Below are 15,839 nucleotides of genomic sequence, written 5' to 3'. Positions count from 1 at the left end.
TTCAGGCCGCTGCCTTGTCAGGCGCCGTCACGAAGGCCGGCGGGGGCGGGCTGCCGGCGGACAGCGTGAGGATCTCGTAGCCGGTCTCGGTGACGAGCACCGTGTGCTCCCACTGCGCCGAGAGCGAGCGGTCGCGCGTGACGATGGTCCAGCCGTCGCCCGTCTCGCGGATGTCGCGCCGGCCGGCGTTGATCATCGGCTCGATGGTGAACACCATGCCCGGCACCAGCTCTTCGAGCGTGCCGGGGCGGCCGTAGTGAAGAACCTGCGGCTCCTCGTGGAACTTCTGGCCGATGCCATGGCCGCAGAACTCGCGCACGACGGTGAAGCCCGCGTTCTCGGCGAAGGTCTGGATCGAGTGGCCGATATCGCCCAGGCGAGCGCCAGGCTTGACTTTGGCGATGCCCTTCCACATGGCGTCATACGTCATCGCGCACAGGCGCTTGGCGGCGATCGAGCCGTCGCCCACCACGAACATGCGGCTGGTGTCGCCGTGCCAGCCGTCCTTGATGACGGTGACGTCGATGTTGACGATGTCGCCGTTCTTCAGCGGCCGGTCGTTCGGGATGCCGTGGCACACCTGATGGTTGATCGAGGTGCAGATCGACTTGGGGTAGGGCGTGTAGCCCGGCGGCTGGTAGTGCAGCGGCGCCGGGATGGCCTGCTGCACGTTCACGATGTGGTCGTGCGCGAGGCGGTCGAGCTCTTCGGTGCTGATGCCGGGCTTGACGTGCGGCGTGAGCATGTCCAGCACTTCGGAGGCGAGCCGTCCGGCGATGCGCATGGCTTCGACGTCGGCTGCGGTTTTGATCGTGATCGTCATGGGGCGGGATTATCTCACCGGCCCCGTAAAATGCAGGGTTTCCACGGCCAAGCCCCATCCCCGGGCGGGCCACCCAACCGCACCCGAGCCCCAGCGTGACTTCCACCCCCAAGCATCTGCTGCATTTCGAGGGCGGCAACGCCTTGTCCGCATTCCGCGTCCAGGCCTTGCTGCCAAGGCTTCAAGCGGTGAACCCGCGCATCACCGGCGTCCACGCCCGGCATGTGCACTGGGTCTGGAGCGAGTCGGCACTCGATGCATCTGCCCGCGACAAGCTGGCTGCCTTGCTGGCCTACGGCGATGCCTACGCAGGCCCGCAGGACGGCGCGTTGATCGTGGTGGCACCGCGCCTGGGCACCGTGTCGCCCTGGGCTTCCAAGGCGACCGATATTGCCCACAACTGCGGTCTGGCCATCAAGCGGGTGGAGCGCGTCACCGAATACCGGCTCAGTTTGAAGAGCGGGCTGCTCGGCGGCACCAAGCCCCTCAGCGCCGACGATCTGCAGGCCGCAGCCGCGCTGCTGCACGACCGCATGACCGAAAGCGTGCTGCTGGCCCGCGATGACGCCACGCATCTCTTCGACGAACAACCCGGAAAACCGATGGAGCACGTCGATGTGCTGAGCCGGGGCCGTGCCGCGCTGGAACAGGCCAACACCACGTTCGGCCTGGCGCTCAGCGACGACGAGATCGAGTATCTGGTCAGCGCTTTCACCGGCCTCAAGCGCAACCCGACCGACGTCGAGCTGATGATGTTCGCGCAGGCCAACAGCGAGCACTGCCGTCACAAGATCTTCAACGCGCAGTTCACCATCGACGGCGTGGCGCAAGAGAAGTCGATGTTCGGCATGATCCGCAACACGCACCAGCTCGCGCCCCAGCACACGGTCATCGCCTACAGCGACAACGCTTCGGTGATGGAGGGCGGCCCCACCGAGCGCTGGCTGCCGCAGGGTTACACCAACGCCCCGCAGTACGGTGCTCGCCAGGAGACGGTGCACGTGCTGATGAAGGTGGAGACGCACAACCACCCGACGGCCATCTCGCCCTTCCCGGGCGCTTCCACCGGCGCTGGCGGCGAGATCCGCGACGAAGGCGCCACCGGCCGGGGTTCCAAGCCCAAGGCGGGCTTGACCGGTTTCAGCGTTTCCAACCTCCACTTGCCCGGCACCAAGGAGCCCTGGGAGCAGGTGCGCTACGGCAAGCCCGAGCACATCGCCAGCCCGCTGCAGATCATGGTCGACGGCCCGCTGGGTGGCGCGGCGTTCAACAACGAGTTCGGACGCTCCAACCTGGGTGGCTACTTCCGGGTCTACGAGCAGCAGGTCGGTGACCTGGTGCGCGGTTATCACAAGCCCATCATGATCGCGGGCGGCCTGGGCACGATCTCGGATTCGCAGACGCAAAAGATCGAGTTCCCGGCTGGCACGCTGCTCGTCCAGCTGGGCGGCCCCGGCATGCGCATCGGCATGGGCGGCAGTGCAGCCAGCTCGATGGCGGCAGGCGCCAATGCCGCCGAGCTCGACTTCGACTCGGTGCAGCGAGGCAACCCCGAGATCCAGCGCCGTGCGCAAGAGGTCATCAACCACTGCTGGGCGCTGGGTGACGTGAACCCCATCCTCGCGATCCACGACGTGGGTGCGGGCGGTATTTCCAACGCCTTCCCGGAGTTGGTAGACGGCGCCGGCCGCGGCGCGCGCTTCGACCTGAGCAAGGTCCCGCTGGAAGAGAGCGGCCTGGCGCCGAAGGAAATCTGGTGCAACGAAAGCCAGGAGCGCTACGTCATGGCGGTGCGCGCCGACGCGCTGCCGCTGTTCCAGGCCATGTGCGAGCGGGAGCGTTGCCCGTTTGCCATCGTGGGCATCGCCACCGATGCGAAGCAACTCACGCTGGATCAGCCCGACACTGACGACCGCGCCATCGACATGCCGATGGAGGTGCTGCTGGGCAAGCCGCCCAAGATGCATCGCAAGGTGGAGCGCGTGACCCGCACGCTGCCCGCGCTGAACCTGAACGACGTGTCGCTCGACAAGGTGGCCTTCGACGTGCTGCGCCACCCGACCGTGGCCAGCAAGCGCTTCCTCGTGACCATCGGCGACCGCACGGTGGGTGGCCTGAATCACCGCGACCAGATGGTCGGCCCCTGGCAGGTGCCGGTGGCCGACGTGGCCGTCACGCTGGCCGACTACAGCGGCTTCCGCGGCGAGGCCATGAGCATGGGCGAGCGCACGCCGCTGGCCGCGCTCGACGCGCCGGCCTCGGGCCGCATGGCGGTGGGCGAGGCGATCACCAACCTGCTGGCGGCGCCGATCGAGCTGCCGCGTGTGAAGCTGAGCTGCAACTGGATGGCCGCCTGCGGCGAGCCGGGCGAAGACGCCGCGCTGTACGACACGGTCAAGGCCGTCGGCATGGATCTCTGCCCGGCTTTGGGCATCAGCGTGCCGGTCGGCAAGGACAGCCTGTCGATGCGCACCCGCTGGAGCGACGGCAACGCGAGCAAACAGGTCACCGCCCCGGTGAGCCTGATCGTCTCGGCCTTCGCCACGCTTTCCGACGTGCGGCCCACGCTCACGCCGCAACTGCAACCGGGCGACACCACGCTGATCCTGATCGATCTCGGCAATGGCCAGAACCGCATGGGTGGCTCGATGCTGGCCCAGGTCCTCAACCAGTTCGGGAACGAAGTTCCCGACCTCGACGAACCGCAGCAATTGAAGGCGCTCGTCGATGCCATCAACCAGTTGCGCAGCGAAGGCAAGCTGCTGGCCTACCACGACCGCAGCGACGGTGGCCTGTGGGCGGCGGCCTGCGAGATGGCCTTCGCCGGCCACCTCGGTGTCAGCCTCAACATCGACATGCTCGTGACCGAGGGCGATGGCATCAGCGACAGCCGCGCCGAGTTCGGCGACTCCAAGAACTGGGCTGGCCAGGTAAGTGCGCGGCGCGCCGAGCTTAGCCTGCGCGCGCTCTTCAACGAAGAACTCGGTGCCCTGATCCAGGTGCCGACCGCGGTGCGCAACGACGTGATGCAGGTGCTGCGCGAGCACGGCCTGTCCAAGCACAGCCACTTCGTCGGCAAGCCGAATGACAAGGGCGTGGTCGAGGTCTGGCGCGACGCGCAATCCATCTTCAATGCGCCGCTGCGCGATCTCCACCAAGCCTGGGACGAGGTGAGCTGGCGCATCGCCCAGCTGCGCGACAACCCCGCCTGCGCCGATGCCGAGCACGCAACCGCGGGCCGTGCCGACGACCCCGGCCTGCACGTCCACCTCACGTTCACGCCCGCGGCGCCGGCCATCAAGGCCACGCGCCCCAAGCTGGCGATCCTGCGCGAACAGGGTGTCAACAGCCACATCGAGATGAGCTACTCGATGGACCAGGCCGGCTTCGACACCTTCGACGTGCACATGAGCGATCTGCAGACCGGTCGCGCACGCTTGGACCAGTTCCAGGGCTTCATCGCCTGCGGCGGCTTCTCTTACGGCGACACCCTGGGCGCCGGAGAAGGCTGGGCGCGCTCGGTGATGTTCAACCCCGTGCTGGCCGAGCAGTTCGCCGCCTTCTTCCAGCGCACCGACACCTTCGCGCTCGGTGTGTGCAACGGCTGCCAGATGATGGCTGCGCTGTCGCCCATCATCCCTGGCGCGCAGGCCTGGCCCAAGTTCACCCGCAACAAGAGCGAGCAGTTCGAGGCACGCCTGAGCCTGGTCGAGGTGCTGGAAAGCCCGTCGATCTTCTTCACGGGCATGGCCGGCAGCCGCCTGCCCATCGCGGTGGCGCACGGCGAGGGCTTCGCCGATTTCTCGCAACGCGGCGACGCGAAGGCAGTGCACCGCGCCATGCGCTTCGTCGACAACACCGGCGCAGCCACCGAAGCCTACCCGGCCAACCCCAACGGCAGCCCCGACGGCCTCACCTCGGTGACCACGCCCGACGGCCGCTTCACCGTGCTGATGCCGCACCCCGAGCGTGTGTTCCGCAATGTATTGATGAGCTGGACCTCGGGCGACAAGAGCGAGCAAAGCCCGTGGATGCAGATGTTCCGCAATGCCCGTCGCTGGGCCGATTGAATCAAATCAGGGAGACAGATTTCATGCACAAGACGCCGGTCAAGTACCTGGTCCTGATCGAATCCGATGGCGCCATGGTCGCCAAGCTCTACGACAGCGCCTTCGTTCACGTGAACGACATCGACGCCGGCTCCGAAGAGGTGGCCGTGATGACCAAGGGCCTCACCCCGGCCAAGGACGCGAACAACGCGACCTGGGCCAAGGTGCTGGTGGGCCACGGCGAGCCGGAACGCCGCGCAGCACAGGTCTTCACGCTGGACGTCTGAGCCCATGGACATCGCAATTGCCGGTGGTGGCATCGGCGGCCTGACCCTGGCCCTCGCATTGCATCAGCGTGGCATCTCGTGCACGGTCTACGAGGCCGCGCCGCAGCTTCGCCCGCTGGGCGTGGGCGTGAATCTGCTGCCTCACTCGGTGAAGGAGCTCGCCGATCTGGGGTTGCAGGAATCGCTGGCGGCGACTGCCATCGAGACTGCATCGCTCACCTACTACAACAAGTTCGGGCACACGATCTGGAGCGAGCCGCGCGGGCTGGCCGCGGGCTACCCGGTGCCGCAGTACTCCATCCACCGTGGCGAGCTGCACATGATCCTGCTCGAGGCGGTGCTGCATCGTCTGGGATCAGAGCGCGTGGTGCTGGGCCACCAGCTCACCGGCTTCCTGAATGCGGGGCAGAAGGTTCAGGCGAGCTTCCAGCGCCTGAGCGATGGGACTGCGGTGACTGTCGAAGCCGATGCGCTCGTCGCCGCCGACGGCATCCACTCCGCCGCGCGCAAGCAGATGTGGACGGACGAAGGCGCCCCGCGCTACGGCAAGCGCGTGCTGTGGCGCGCCATCACCGAGGGCGAGCCGTTTGGCGACGGCCGCTCGATGTTCATGGCCGGCCACCCCGACGTGAAGTTCGTCGCTTACCCGATCTCGCGCAAGCTGGCCGAGCAGGGCCGCTCGCGCATCAACTGGATCGCGGAGCTGTCGGTCCCCGAAATGCCGTCGCGCACCGACTGGAACCGCGAGGTCGACCCCAGCGTCTTCGCCGGCCCCTTCCAGGGCTGGAAGTGGGAGTGGATCGACATCCCGGCGCTGATCCGCGGCGCCTCGAAGGTTTACGAGTTCCCGCTGGTCGACCGCGACCCGCTGCCGCACTGGCGCCAGGGCCGCGTCACCTTGCTGGGCGATGCGGCGCACCCCATGTACCCCATCGGCTCGAACGGTGCCTCGCAGGCCATCCTCGACGTGCGGGCGCTCGCTGACGCGCTGACCGGCAAGGGCCAGATCGAAGCCGCGCTCGACGCCTACGAGGCCGAGCGCCTGCCCAAGACGGCCAACATCGTGCTGCTCAACCGCCAGAACGGGCCCGAGCAGGTGATGGCCATCGCCGAGCAGCGCGCACCCGAGGGCTTCAAGCACATCCACGACGTGATGCCGCGCGAAGAACTCGAAGGCATCGCCGCCCGCTACAAGCAGGTGGCGGGCTTCGACAAGAGCCAGGTCGCCCAGAAACGCTGAGTGGTCAGCGCGACCCGTACACCACTGCGCGGATGAACTCGGCGGTGGTGGCGCCGAGTTGCGGCAGTTCGTCAACGCGGTCTTGCTCCACCTTCTGCAGCACCAGTTCGTTCACGCCGCCGACGATGCTCATGGCCAGTTCGCCTGAGAGCGGGGGGTGCTGGCGACCGTCGTGCGGGCGGTTGACCACCTCGACGATGAAGTCGGCCAACTGTTGGTTGACGCGTCGGCGCGCCTGCAGCCCGAGCGGGCCGAGGCTGAGGATGGCGATGAACAACGTCTTGATCAGGCCGGGGGCGCTGGCCATGGTGGTGAGGTACGCCGTCAGCGCCCGCTCGGCCTGGGTGAGCGGGTCCTGGGTCGTGTCGAGCGCATCGCGCAGCACGCCCAGCGCCTGCTTGCTGGCGGCCTCGTAGAGCGCCACGAAGCAGTCTTCCTTGCTCGCGAAGTGTTCGTAGAAGGTGCGCCGCGACACTCGCGCAATGGCGGCCAGGTCGGCGATGGTGGTGTCGGCGTAACCCTTGCGGGCAACGGCTTCGCCCATTGCGTCGAGCAGGCGGCGGCGGTGGCTGGCATCCGGTGCGGCTGAATGAGGCATGAGATCACGATCGGTCGAAATTGGTACTTGACAGTACCACGGGTGGCCGGCAGATTCACGGCATTGGTACCCACGCGTACCAGATCATGGAGACTGAACGTGACCGACCTCGTGGTTCGCCGCCTGCTGATCGACCTGGAAGCCCCCATCCCGCGCCGCTGGTGCGGTGGCGACGCCTTTCGCACCGCCTTGTTCAATGCCTTGTCGATGAGCTTCCCGGTGGGCGAGCAGTTCTTCATCGACTCGCTGCGCTCAGGCATGAAGCAGCTGCCCGAGAACGAGCGCGAGCGCTTCGAGAAGGAAGTGCAGGGCTTCATCGGCCAGGAGGCCACGCACCGGCGCATCCACGGCCTTTTCAACGGCCACCTCGACAAGCAGGGCTACACCAACACCTGGGAACAGCGCATCACGAAGCGCACGCCGATCTTCGATCAGGTTGATGCGCGCCACGTGGTCGCCACCACCGCGGCCACCGAGCACTTCACCGCCATCCTGGCCGAATGGATGCTCGAGAACACCTGGGCACTGGCCGATGCCGAACCGCGCCTGCGCACGATGTGGATGTGGCACGCCTCCGAAGAAAGCGAGCACCGCAGCACCGCGTTCGATGTCTACGTGGCGCTGGGTGGCAACCACGAATGGCGCGTGAAGTGGTTCAAGCGCGTGACCACGCTCTTCCTCACGGATGTGGCGCGCCAGACCGTGCGCAACCTGTGGCACGACGGGGCGCTCTTCAGCTTCAAGACCTGGCGCAGCGCCTGGGGCTACCTGTTCGGCAAGAGCGGGCTGGTGCGCAAGACGTATGGGCCGTGGAAGGCGTATCTGCGCGAAGACTTTCACCCGCGGCAGCAGGACGATGCCTTGTCGCAGGCGTGGTTGAAGGAGAACGCGGGGCAGTTCTCGGTGGTGGGGCGGTAGGTGGAGCGGGGCTTCGATACCTCAGCCTGAGCGGACAGAGGTGCTCGAAGAAGAGCGTTCGCGCATCACCACCCGCTCAGGCTGAGGTATCGAAGCCCCACGCCAACCCCTTCACCAACCCCGCATACCTACGCCGCACACCTACGCCGCGGAAACCTCCACCGCCACCCCTCCCAGCACCGCATTCCCCGACAGCGGATCACGCAAGCGCTCGTCCAGCACCGCATTGAAGTTTGCCCCCGGGCGCTCGGCTGCCACGCCCAGGCGGGCGCCGGGCAGGTGGTGGCCCCAGCCATGCGGCAGGCAGATGACCCCGGGCATCACGCTGTCGCTCACCTCCACGTGTGCCTCGATGGCTGCGCCCTCGTGGCCTGCGATGCGTGCGGTCGCACCGTCTGACAAGCCAAGCCGCGCCGCATCGGTTGGGTTCACGATCGCGGTGCAGCGGAACGGCCCCTTGGCCAGCAGCGGCAGGTTGTGCATCCAGCTGTTGTTCGAGCGCACGTGGCGGCGGCCGATCATCACCATCTCGGGCAGCGGCGCAGTCAGATCGGCGGCTGCGCGTTGCAGGTCGTCGCGCAGCAGCGGCGGTGCGAGTTCGACCTTGCCGCTGGGCGTGCGCAGCACCTCGGGGATGCGTGCCTGCAGGGGCCCGAGGTCGATGCCGCCTTCGGCCGCCGCCACCTTGGCGAGCGTCAGGCCCTCTGGGTTCTGCCCGAAGCGGTCTCCGTAGGGCCCGCTGCGCAGCGACAGATCGAGCCTGCGCTCCGGGCCGGTGTGGGCCGAGATCTCGCGCATAACCGCCTGTGCCTGCTCGCCGAAGCCACGCTGCAGCTCGGCGAAGACCATCTCGTCGTCGAGCTGCTGCACGTCGGCACGCGCCCCCTTGCCGTTGAACAGGCCAATGAGCTTGACCATGATCTGCCAGTCGCGCAGGTGGCCCGTGGGGGCAGGCAGGGCCGGGGCGCTGTAGCGCACGTGGTTGCGGTAGGCGAACTGGGGCAGCGCCACGTCGAAATGCGCATCTTCCAGCGGCGCGAGGCCGGGCAGGATCACATCTGCGTGGCGCGTGGTCTCGTTGAGGTAGATGTCGTAGCTGAGCATGAAGTCGAGCTGGTCGAGCGCCTGCGCGAGCCGCGCGCCGTTGGGCGCGGACAGCACCGGGTTGCTGGCGAAGGTGATCAGCGCCTTCACCTGGCCGGGGCCACCGGTCTCGATTTCTTCGGCCAGGCAACCCATCGGGATCTCACCGAACACCTCGGGCGCGCCGCTCACCCGCGAACGGTGGCGGCCCGTGCTCACGCCCTTGCCGATGCCCGGCGTGCCTTCGGTGTTGGACGAGAAGGCCGCGGCCTTGGCGAACATCGCGCAGCCCGGCTCGTCGAGGTGGCCTGTGAGCACGTTGAGCACGTCGATCAGCCAGCTGGCCAGCGTGCCGTAGGCCTGCGTGCAGGTGCCCAGCCGGCCGTAGACCGCCGCGCGCTCGGCCTTCGCGAGGTCGCGCGCCAGCTGGCGGATGTCATCCGCCGCAATGCCGCAGCGAGCCGACACGGCTTCAGGCGTGAAGGGCTTCACCGCCCGCTGCAGATCATCCACACCCGCCACGTGCTCTGCGATGCGGCCCAGCCGCACCCGGCCTTCGGCGAAGAGCGTGTGCACCATGCCCAGCATCAGGAAGGCATCGCCACCGGGGCGGATGGCGAGGTGGCGGCTGGCGATCTCGGCCGTCTCGGTGCGGCGCGGGTCGATCACGATCAACTGCCCGCCGCGCTCGCGCAGGGCCTTGGCCTTGGCACGGAAGTCGGGCACCGTCCACAGGCTGCCGTTGCTCGCCATCGGGTTGGCACCCAGCATCAGCAGGAAGTCGCAGCGCTCGATGTCGGGGATGGGGATGGTGAGCCAGTGGCCGAACATCAGCCCGCCCGAGAGCTGCTTGGGCATCTGGTCGAGCGTGGAGGCGGAGAAGATGTTGCGCGAGCCCATCGCCTTGGCCAGCCGCCCCAGGTAGAGCATCACACCGAACTTGTGGCCTGCCGGGTTGCCCACGCTGAGGGCGACGCTGTCGTTGCCGTGGGTTGCGCGCAGCGGCATCAGGCGCCGCTCGATCTCGTCGAAGGCTTCCGCCCAGCTCGCCTCGACGAAGCGGCCATCGCGCTTGATGAGCGGCGTGCGCAGGCGGTCCGGATCGTCGTGCAGATCCTTGAGCGCCACGCCCTTGGGGCAGATGTAGCCCTTGCTGAAGCTGTCGCTCGCCTGGCCGCGGATGGCGATGACCTTGCCGTGATCCACCTGCACCTCCAGGCCGCAGGTGGCTTCGCAGACGGGGCAGATGTGGTGGTGCGTCGTACTCATGTTGGTCTCCCTTGTGCCTTGTGCCTTGCGCTTTGGGTCCTGTTCCGATGCGGCGTTATGCCTGCGGCGAGCCCGCCCGTCCGTCGCTCAGGCGACGCAGCGCTGCGGTGGTGAACGCGTCCGCCGGAAAGAAGGTCTCCAGCGCCAACTCGGACAGTGTGATGTCGACCGGCGTGCCGAACACGGTGGTGGTGCTCAGGAACGACAGCACGCCCTGCGGCGAGCGCAGTTTCAAGGGGATGGCCACCGCGTCGCTGGCGATGGGCGCGTGGGATTCGCCCTCGTCCGGGGCGGGGTAGGACTGAAGTTCTCGCAGCAAGTCGGCGAGCACGGGATCCGCGCTCACGTTGATCTGGTGGCGCAAGCGCTCAAAGAGGTGATCGCGCCACGACCGCAGGTTGACGATGCGGGGCGACACGCCCTTCGGATGCAGGCTGAGCCGCAGCACGTTCACCGGCGGCTGAAGCAGTTCGGGCGACACGCCATCGAGCATCAGCAGCACAGGCTGGTTGTGCGCCAGCATGTTCCAGTGGCGGTCGACGGCCAGCGCAGGGTGGGGCTCGTGCGCCTTGAGCAACTGCTCCACCGCCTGCCGCGCCACCTGCAAGGCAGGGTCGTCAAGCTTGCGCTCGGGGTACAGCGGCGCGTAACCCGCGGCGGTGAGCAGGGCGTTGCGCTCGCGCAGCGGCACCTCGAGCTGCTCGGCCAGGTGCAACACCATCGCGCGGCTGGGCGTGGCGCGGCCGGTCTCCATGTAGCTCAGGTGGCGGGTGGAGATGTCGGCGTCGGTGGCCAGATCGAGCTGACTCAAACGCCGGCGCTGGCGCCACTCGCGCAGCAGCGTGCCCACGGGGGCCGAGACGGAGGTGTGTACGGTCTGCATGGAAGCAACCTTAGCGCAGGCGCTGCGCCGAGCCCATGACCTCGCAGGTCATGGACCTTGCGCCAGCCGATGCGCAGCATGCGGGCCTTGCCATCGCCTTCGCGGTGGCGATTCACCAAGGAGATCCACCATGTCCCACGTTCTCGTGACCCGTTTCGTTCGCAACGTGCTGCTCGCCGACGCTGGCGTGAGCGCCGCAGCCGGTGCATTGATGGTGTTCGGTGGCGCTGCGTTGCTGTCGCTCCTCGGCCTGCCCGGTGCGCTGCTGATGCCGGCGGGCGTGTTCCTGCTCGGCTACGCAGCGGCACTCGCCTGGCTCTCGCGCCGCGAGAGCCTTCCGCGGCCGGTGCTGTGGGTGCTGGTTGTCGGCAACACCGCTTGGGCTGTCGAGTGCGGCGTGGTCGGCTTCGGCGGCGCATTCACGCCCACGGCGTTGGGGCAGGCCTTCCTTGGCGTGCAGATCGTCGCGGTGCTGGTGTTCGCCGAGTTGCAGTTCACCTGCCTGCGCCGCGCCGCGCAACCCCGCGCGATGGCCTGATCGGGCCGCCGTGAGTCAGACCACCGTGTCCCAGGGCGTGGACAGCCGTACCGCGCCGTTGATCACCCCCACCATCGAGTAGGTCTGCGGGAAGTTGCCCCACAGCTCACCCGTGGTGGTGTGCAGGTCTTCGGACAGCAGGCCCAGGTGGTTACGGCTCGCGAGCAAGGCTTCGAAGATCTCGCGTGCCTGCGCGGTGCGGCCGATGCGCGCAAGCGCATCGATGCGCCAGAACGAACAGACGTTGAAGGCTGTCTCGGGCAGGCCGAAGTCATCGGGTGCCTCGTAGCGGCGCATGAAGGGGCCGTCGCACAGCGACTTCTCGAGCGCCTCGACGGTGCTCACGAAGCGCGGGTCGCGGGGGTCGATGAAGCCCACCTCCGCCATCAGCAGCACGCTGGCGTCGAGGTCCTTGCCGCCGAAGCTCTCGACGAACGCCTGGCGCGAATCGCTCCAGGCGTTGACGAGGATGGTGTCCCGGATGATCGTCGCGCGCCCGCCCCAGAAGGCGGCGCGCTCGGCCTGCCCCAGCGTGCGCGCGATCTTGGCCAGGCGGTCGCAGGCTGCCCAGCACATCAGCGACGACGAGGTGTGAATGCGCGAGCGGGTGCGCAGCTCCCACATGCCGGCGTCGGGCTGGTTGTGCAGCTTCCAGGCTTGCTCGCCCATGCCTTCGAGCAGGGCGAAATCGTTGGCATCGCCGCGGCGGAAGAGCCGGTGGTCGTGGAAGGCCTGCGCCGCGCCGAGCACGATGTTGCCGTACACGTCGTGCTGGAAGTGCTCTGCCGCCTGGTTGCCCACGCGCACCGGGCCCATGCCGCGGTAGCCGCTCAGGTGGGTGAGCATGCTTTCGGGGAGTTCCTTCTCCATGCCGATGCCGTACAGCGGCTGCACGTGATCGCCGTTGGAGCCGCGCACGACGTCGTTGAGCCAGCGCAGGTACTCCTCCATCGTGCCTACTTCGGACAGGCTGTTGAGCGCCCGCACCACGAAGAACGCATCGCGCAGCCAGCAGTAGCGGTAGTCCCAGTTGCGCTGGCTGTGCGGCGCCTCGGGGATGCTGGTGGTCATGGCGGCGATGATGGCGCCGGTGTCCTCGAACTGGCACAGCTTGAGCGTGATGGCCGCCCGGATCACGGCGTCTTGCCACTCCAGCGGAAGCGCGAGGCGGCGTGTCCAGGTGCGCCAGTAGAGGGCGGTCTGCTCCTCGAAGTCGCGCGCGGTTTCTTCGATGCCGCCGGCGAGAGTCTCGTCCGGGCCGAACACCAGGCTGATGGGCACGTGCAGCGCGAACCAGTTCTCCTTGCCGATGTAGGTGAGCGGCGCGTTGGTGGTCAGGCGCAGCGTCTGGTCGGGACCGACGTAGCGGATGTGGTTGCTTCCGTGGGTGAGCACCGGAGCAACGGTGCCCCACCGGCCCACAGGCTGCACCACGATGCGGATGCGCGGCCGGCCGGCCAGCACGCGCACGCGGCGCACCAGTTGGGCCGGGCGGAACACGCGGTCGCGGTTGAAGAAGCGCGGCGCGAAGTCGGTGATCTCGACGGCGTTGCCGTGGGTGTCGTGCAGCTGCGTGCGAAGAATCGCCGTGCCCGCGTCGTAGGCCTGATCGCTGCGGGCGAACTCCTCGATCTCGATGGAAAAACTGCCGGAATCGGCAAGACCTTCTGTCGAATTGAGCAGTGAATGGAAGATGGGGTCGCCGTCGAAGCGCGGCCAGCAGCACCAGCCAATGCGGCCTTGCTTGTCCACGAGCGCGCTGATGGCGCAATTGCCGATGACGCCGAGCGAAAGAGATGCAGAGTTCTTCATGGCTTCCTTCGTGGGAATAGGTCTTGCATTTGTTGCTGGTGGTAAGGTGCCCCTCTTTCGAAAGGCTCGCTCTGCTGTCCGATTTATTCTCATTGAAAACGCTGCGGTTGCAGTTGCGATTTTTGGTCCCGCTGGTGCTCACGCTCACGGCCGCGGCCTACATCGCGCTGCCCTTGATGGACAAGTTGACGCTGCGATGGTTCGCACGCGATCTCAACATGCGCGGCGCGCTGGTCGCGAGCGCCTTGTCCGAATCCATCGAAGACGCCCTCCAGCAGGGCCGCGATTCGCGCGTGCAGACGCTGCTCAATCGCGCAGTGCAAGACGAGCGCCTGGTGGCCGTCGGTTTGTGTGCCGAGGACGGCCGCTTGCTGCAACACACGTCGGGCTACCCGAAGACGCTCGACTGTCGCGCGGCACAGGACACGGCGTCGTCGAAGGAGCCGCTGCTGCGAGTCTCCGGCGGCGCGCTGCAGGTGGGGCTCTACCCTGTCGACAACGAGGGGCGACATGTCGCCGACCTGATCCTCCTGCACGACCTGAGTTTCATCGACAGGCGCAGCCAGGACACGCGGCGCTACCTCATCCTGCTGATCGTGGCCATCGGCGTGATGATGGCCATCATCACCATGGTCGTGGCGCAGCTGAGCTGGCATGGCTGGGTGAAGGGCATGCGCTCGATCCTGCGCGGCGAAGGCCTGATCAAGCCGCTGCCGGGTGGCGGCGCGCCCCCCGAGCTTGCGCCCCTGGCGGCCGACGTGCGCGCCCGGCTGCGTGACCTCGAAGACGAGTACCGTCGCGCCCTCGGCAGCGACGAAGAATGGAACCCCGATCGCCTTCGCTCGCTGCTGCAGACGCAGATGCGCGATGACCAGGTCATCGTCGTCTCCAACCGGGAGCCCTACATCCATGTGAATACGCCCGATGGCATCGTCATCGAGCAACCGGCCAGCGGCCTCGTGACGGCAGTGGAGCCGGTCGTGCGAGCCTGCGCGGGTACCTGGATCGCGCATGGCAGCGGCGATGCCGACCGCAGCACCGTCGATGAGAACGACCGTGTGCAGGTGCCGCCCGGCAAGCCCGAGTACGTGCTGCGCCGCATCTGGCTCACGCAGGAAGAAGAGCAGGGCTACTACTACGGCTTTGCCAACGAAGGCCTGTGGCCGCTGTGTCACGTGGCGCACGTGCGCCCTGTGTTCCGCGAATCAGACTGGCGCATGTACCGCGAGGTCAACCAGCGCTTTGCGGACGCTGTTGTGGCCGAGGCGCGTGGTGAAGACCCAATCGTGCTGGTGCAGGACTATCACTTCGCATTGGTGCCGGCCATGGTGCGCGCGAAGCTGCCGCGCGCAACCATCATCACCTTCTGGCACATCCCCTGGCCCAACCCCGAGTCGTTCAGCATCTGCCCGTGGCGGCAGGAGTTGCTGCAGGGCCTGCTCGGCAGCAACATCCTTGGATTTCACACGCGCTTTCACTGCAAGAACTTCATCGAGACGGTGGACCGCAACCTCGAAGCGCGCATCGAGCACGAACACTCAACCATCTCGTACCAGGCTGACGAGACACTTATCGAGAGCTACCCCATCTCGATCGCATGGCCGAGCATCGAAGAGAGTCAGGCCGTGGCGCCGGCCGCGGTGTGCCGCGAGCAGGTGTTCGCACGCATGGGTTTTGCGCCCACCTTGAAGCTGGCGGTGGGCGTCGATCGCTTCGACTACACCAAGGGGATCCTGGAGCGCTTGCACGCGGTCGAGAACCTGCTGGCCAAGCACCCCGAGTGCGTGGGTCAGTTCGCATTCGTTCAGGTCGCTGCGCCTACGCGGTCGTCGCTGGAGGAGTACCGCGTCTTCCAGGACCGCATCATGCAGGTCACGCAGCGCATCAACGACCGCTACGGCAAGACGGGCTACAAGCCGGTGCACCTGCTGGCCAAGCACCACGGGCACCAGGCGCTGACAGAGTTGTACCGCGCGGCCGACGTGTGTGCCGTGACCAGCCTGCACGACGGCATGAACCTCGTGTGCAAGGAGTTCGTCGCTGCACGTGACGACGAGCAGGGCGTGCTCGTGCTCAGCCGCTTCGCCGGCGCAGCGCGCGAGTTGGGCGAGGCCTTGATCGTGAACCCGTACCACGTCGAGGAGACGGCCGAAGCGCTGTACCGCGCCATCAACATGCCGCCCGCCGAACAGCGCGAGCGCATGGCCAACATGCGCGCCACGGTGCGCGAGTCGAACGTCTTCCGCTGGGCCGGCCGGATGCTGTCGCACGCGGCACGCCTGCGCCTGCGAAGCCGTGTCGAGGCGCGCATGTTGAAGCATCGGGTGGATTGAATGGAG

The 15,839-nt window shown here is 67.3% G+C and carries 11 protein-coding genes; 6 read left to right on the top strand and 5 right to left on the bottom strand.

The genetic code is table 11. The annotated features are described in order from the left end of the window. Position 1 precedes the first annotated feature (1 nt). A complete protein-coding gene (map, locus tag AC1KAR_RS02730; protein ID WP_480314416.1) occupies positions 2–823 on the bottom strand; it encodes a type I methionyl aminopeptidase in 822 nt (273 codons plus the stop codon). 95 nt (positions 824–918) lie between these two features. Between map and purL the strand changes: the two genes are divergently transcribed. From purL to AC1KAR_RS02715, 3 genes are read left to right on the top strand one after another with little or no spacing between them, the layout of a single operon-like run. Continuing rightward, complete coding sequence (gene purL, locus AC1KAR_RS02725) at positions 919–4,893, top strand: phosphoribosylformylglycinamidine synthase (RefSeq protein ID WP_480314415.1); 3,975 nt, start codon at positions 919–921, stop codon at positions 4,891–4,893. Between the two features lie 23 nt (positions 4,894–4,916). Beyond that, complete coding sequence (locus tag AC1KAR_RS02720; RefSeq protein ID WP_480314414.1) at positions 4,917–5,159, top strand: hypothetical protein; 243 nt, start codon at positions 4,917–4,919, stop codon at positions 5,157–5,159. A 4-nt stretch (positions 5,160–5,163) separates the two neighbouring features. Beyond that, positions 5,164–6,399 carry a flavin-dependent oxidoreductase gene (locus AC1KAR_RS02715; RefSeq protein ID WP_480314413.1) on the top strand — a complete coding sequence of 412 codons (1,236 nt, stop codon included), beginning with the start codon at positions 5,164–5,166 and terminating at the stop codon, positions 6,397–6,399. Positions 6,400–6,403: 4 nt separating this feature from the next. On the opposite strand, the gene AC1KAR_RS02710 is transcribed toward AC1KAR_RS02715, so the two are convergent. After that, the gene (locus AC1KAR_RS02710; RefSeq protein ID WP_480314412.1) at positions 6,404–6,997 is read right to left on the bottom strand and encodes a TetR/AcrR family transcriptional regulator; all 594 of its coding nucleotides are present in this window, start codon (positions 6,995–6,997) and stop codon (positions 6,404–6,406) included. 99 nt (positions 6,998–7,096) lie between these two features. On the opposite strand from AC1KAR_RS02710, the gene AC1KAR_RS02705 reads away from it, so the two are divergent. Continuing rightward, positions 7,097–7,915 carry a metal-dependent hydrolase gene (locus AC1KAR_RS02705; protein WP_480314411.1) on the top strand — a complete coding sequence of 273 codons (819 nt, stop codon included), beginning with the start codon at positions 7,097–7,099 and terminating at the stop codon, positions 7,913–7,915. 141 nt (positions 7,916–8,056) lie between these two features. On the opposite strand, the gene AC1KAR_RS02700 is transcribed toward AC1KAR_RS02705, so the two are convergent. Both AC1KAR_RS02700 and AC1KAR_RS02695 read right to left on the bottom strand, forming a co-directional pair. Beyond that, complete coding sequence (locus tag AC1KAR_RS02700; protein WP_480314410.1) at positions 8,057–10,267, bottom strand: molybdopterin-dependent oxidoreductase; 2,211 nt, start codon at positions 10,265–10,267, stop codon at positions 8,057–8,059. A 55-nt stretch (positions 10,268–10,322) separates the two neighbouring features. Then, on the bottom strand, positions 10,323–11,150 hold the full coding sequence (locus tag AC1KAR_RS02695) for a helix-turn-helix domain-containing protein (RefSeq protein ID WP_480314409.1): 828 nt from the start codon (positions 11,148–11,150) through the stop codon (positions 10,323–10,325). Positions 11,151–11,280: 130 nt separating this feature from the next. On the opposite strand from AC1KAR_RS02695, the gene AC1KAR_RS02690 reads away from it, so the two are divergent. Next, a complete protein-coding gene (locus AC1KAR_RS02690; RefSeq protein WP_480314408.1) occupies positions 11,281–11,688 on the top strand; it encodes a hypothetical protein in 408 nt (135 codons plus the stop codon). A 15-nt stretch (positions 11,689–11,703) separates the two neighbouring features. Here AC1KAR_RS02690 and AC1KAR_RS02685 read toward each other — a convergent pair whose 3' ends face one another. Beyond that, positions 11,704–13,500: a glycoside hydrolase family 15 protein gene (locus AC1KAR_RS02685; RefSeq protein ID WP_480314407.1), complete on the bottom strand. Its 1,797-nt coding sequence runs from the start codon at positions 13,498–13,500 to the stop codon at positions 11,704–11,706. A 113-nt stretch (positions 13,501–13,613) separates the two neighbouring features. Here AC1KAR_RS02685 and AC1KAR_RS02680 point away from each other — a divergent pair, with 113 nt between their 5' ends. Then, positions 13,614–15,833 carry an alpha,alpha-trehalose-phosphate synthase (UDP-forming) gene (locus AC1KAR_RS02680; protein WP_480314406.1) on the top strand — a complete coding sequence of 740 codons (2,220 nt, stop codon included), beginning with the start codon at positions 13,614–13,616 and terminating at the stop codon, positions 15,831–15,833. Positions 15,834–15,839: the final 6 nt, after the last annotated feature.

The sequence above is a fragment of the Piscinibacter sp. PDB1-1 genome, assembly GCF_056675995.1.
The sequence above is the reverse complement of the archived record's forward strand: the minus strand, read 5'-3'. Positions and strand labels throughout refer to the sequence as shown.

What these genes read in the sequence shown, in the direction of transcription:
- map (WP_480314416.1), bottom strand. Translation starts at nt 823, where the DNA reads ATGACGATCACGATCAAAACCGCAGCCGACGTCGAAGCCATGCGCATC.
- AC1KAR_RS02720 (WP_480314414.1), top strand. Translation starts at nt 4,917, where the DNA reads ATGCACAAGACGCCGGTCAAGTACCTGGTCCTGATCGAATCCGATGGC.
- AC1KAR_RS02715 (WP_480314413.1), top strand. Translation starts at nt 5,164, where the DNA reads ATGGACATCGCAATTGCCGGTGGTGGCATCGGCGGCCTGACCCTGGCC.
- AC1KAR_RS02710 (WP_480314412.1), bottom strand. Translation starts at nt 6,997, where the DNA reads ATGCCTCATTCAGCCGCACCGGATGCCAGCCACCGCCGCCGCCTGCTC.
- AC1KAR_RS02700 (WP_480314410.1), bottom strand. Translation starts at nt 10,267, where the DNA reads ATGAGTACGACGCACCACCACATCTGCCCCGTCTGCGAAGCCACCTGC.
- AC1KAR_RS02695 (WP_480314409.1), bottom strand. Translation starts at nt 11,150, where the DNA reads ATGCAGACCGTACACACCTCCGTCTCGGCCCCCGTGGGCACGCTGCTG.
- AC1KAR_RS02690 (WP_480314408.1), top strand. Translation starts at nt 11,281, where the DNA reads ATGTCCCACGTTCTCGTGACCCGTTTCGTTCGCAACGTGCTGCTCGCC.
- AC1KAR_RS02685 (WP_480314407.1), bottom strand. Translation starts at nt 13,500, where the DNA reads ATGAAGAACTCTGCATCTCTTTCGCTCGGCGTCATCGGCAATTGCGCC.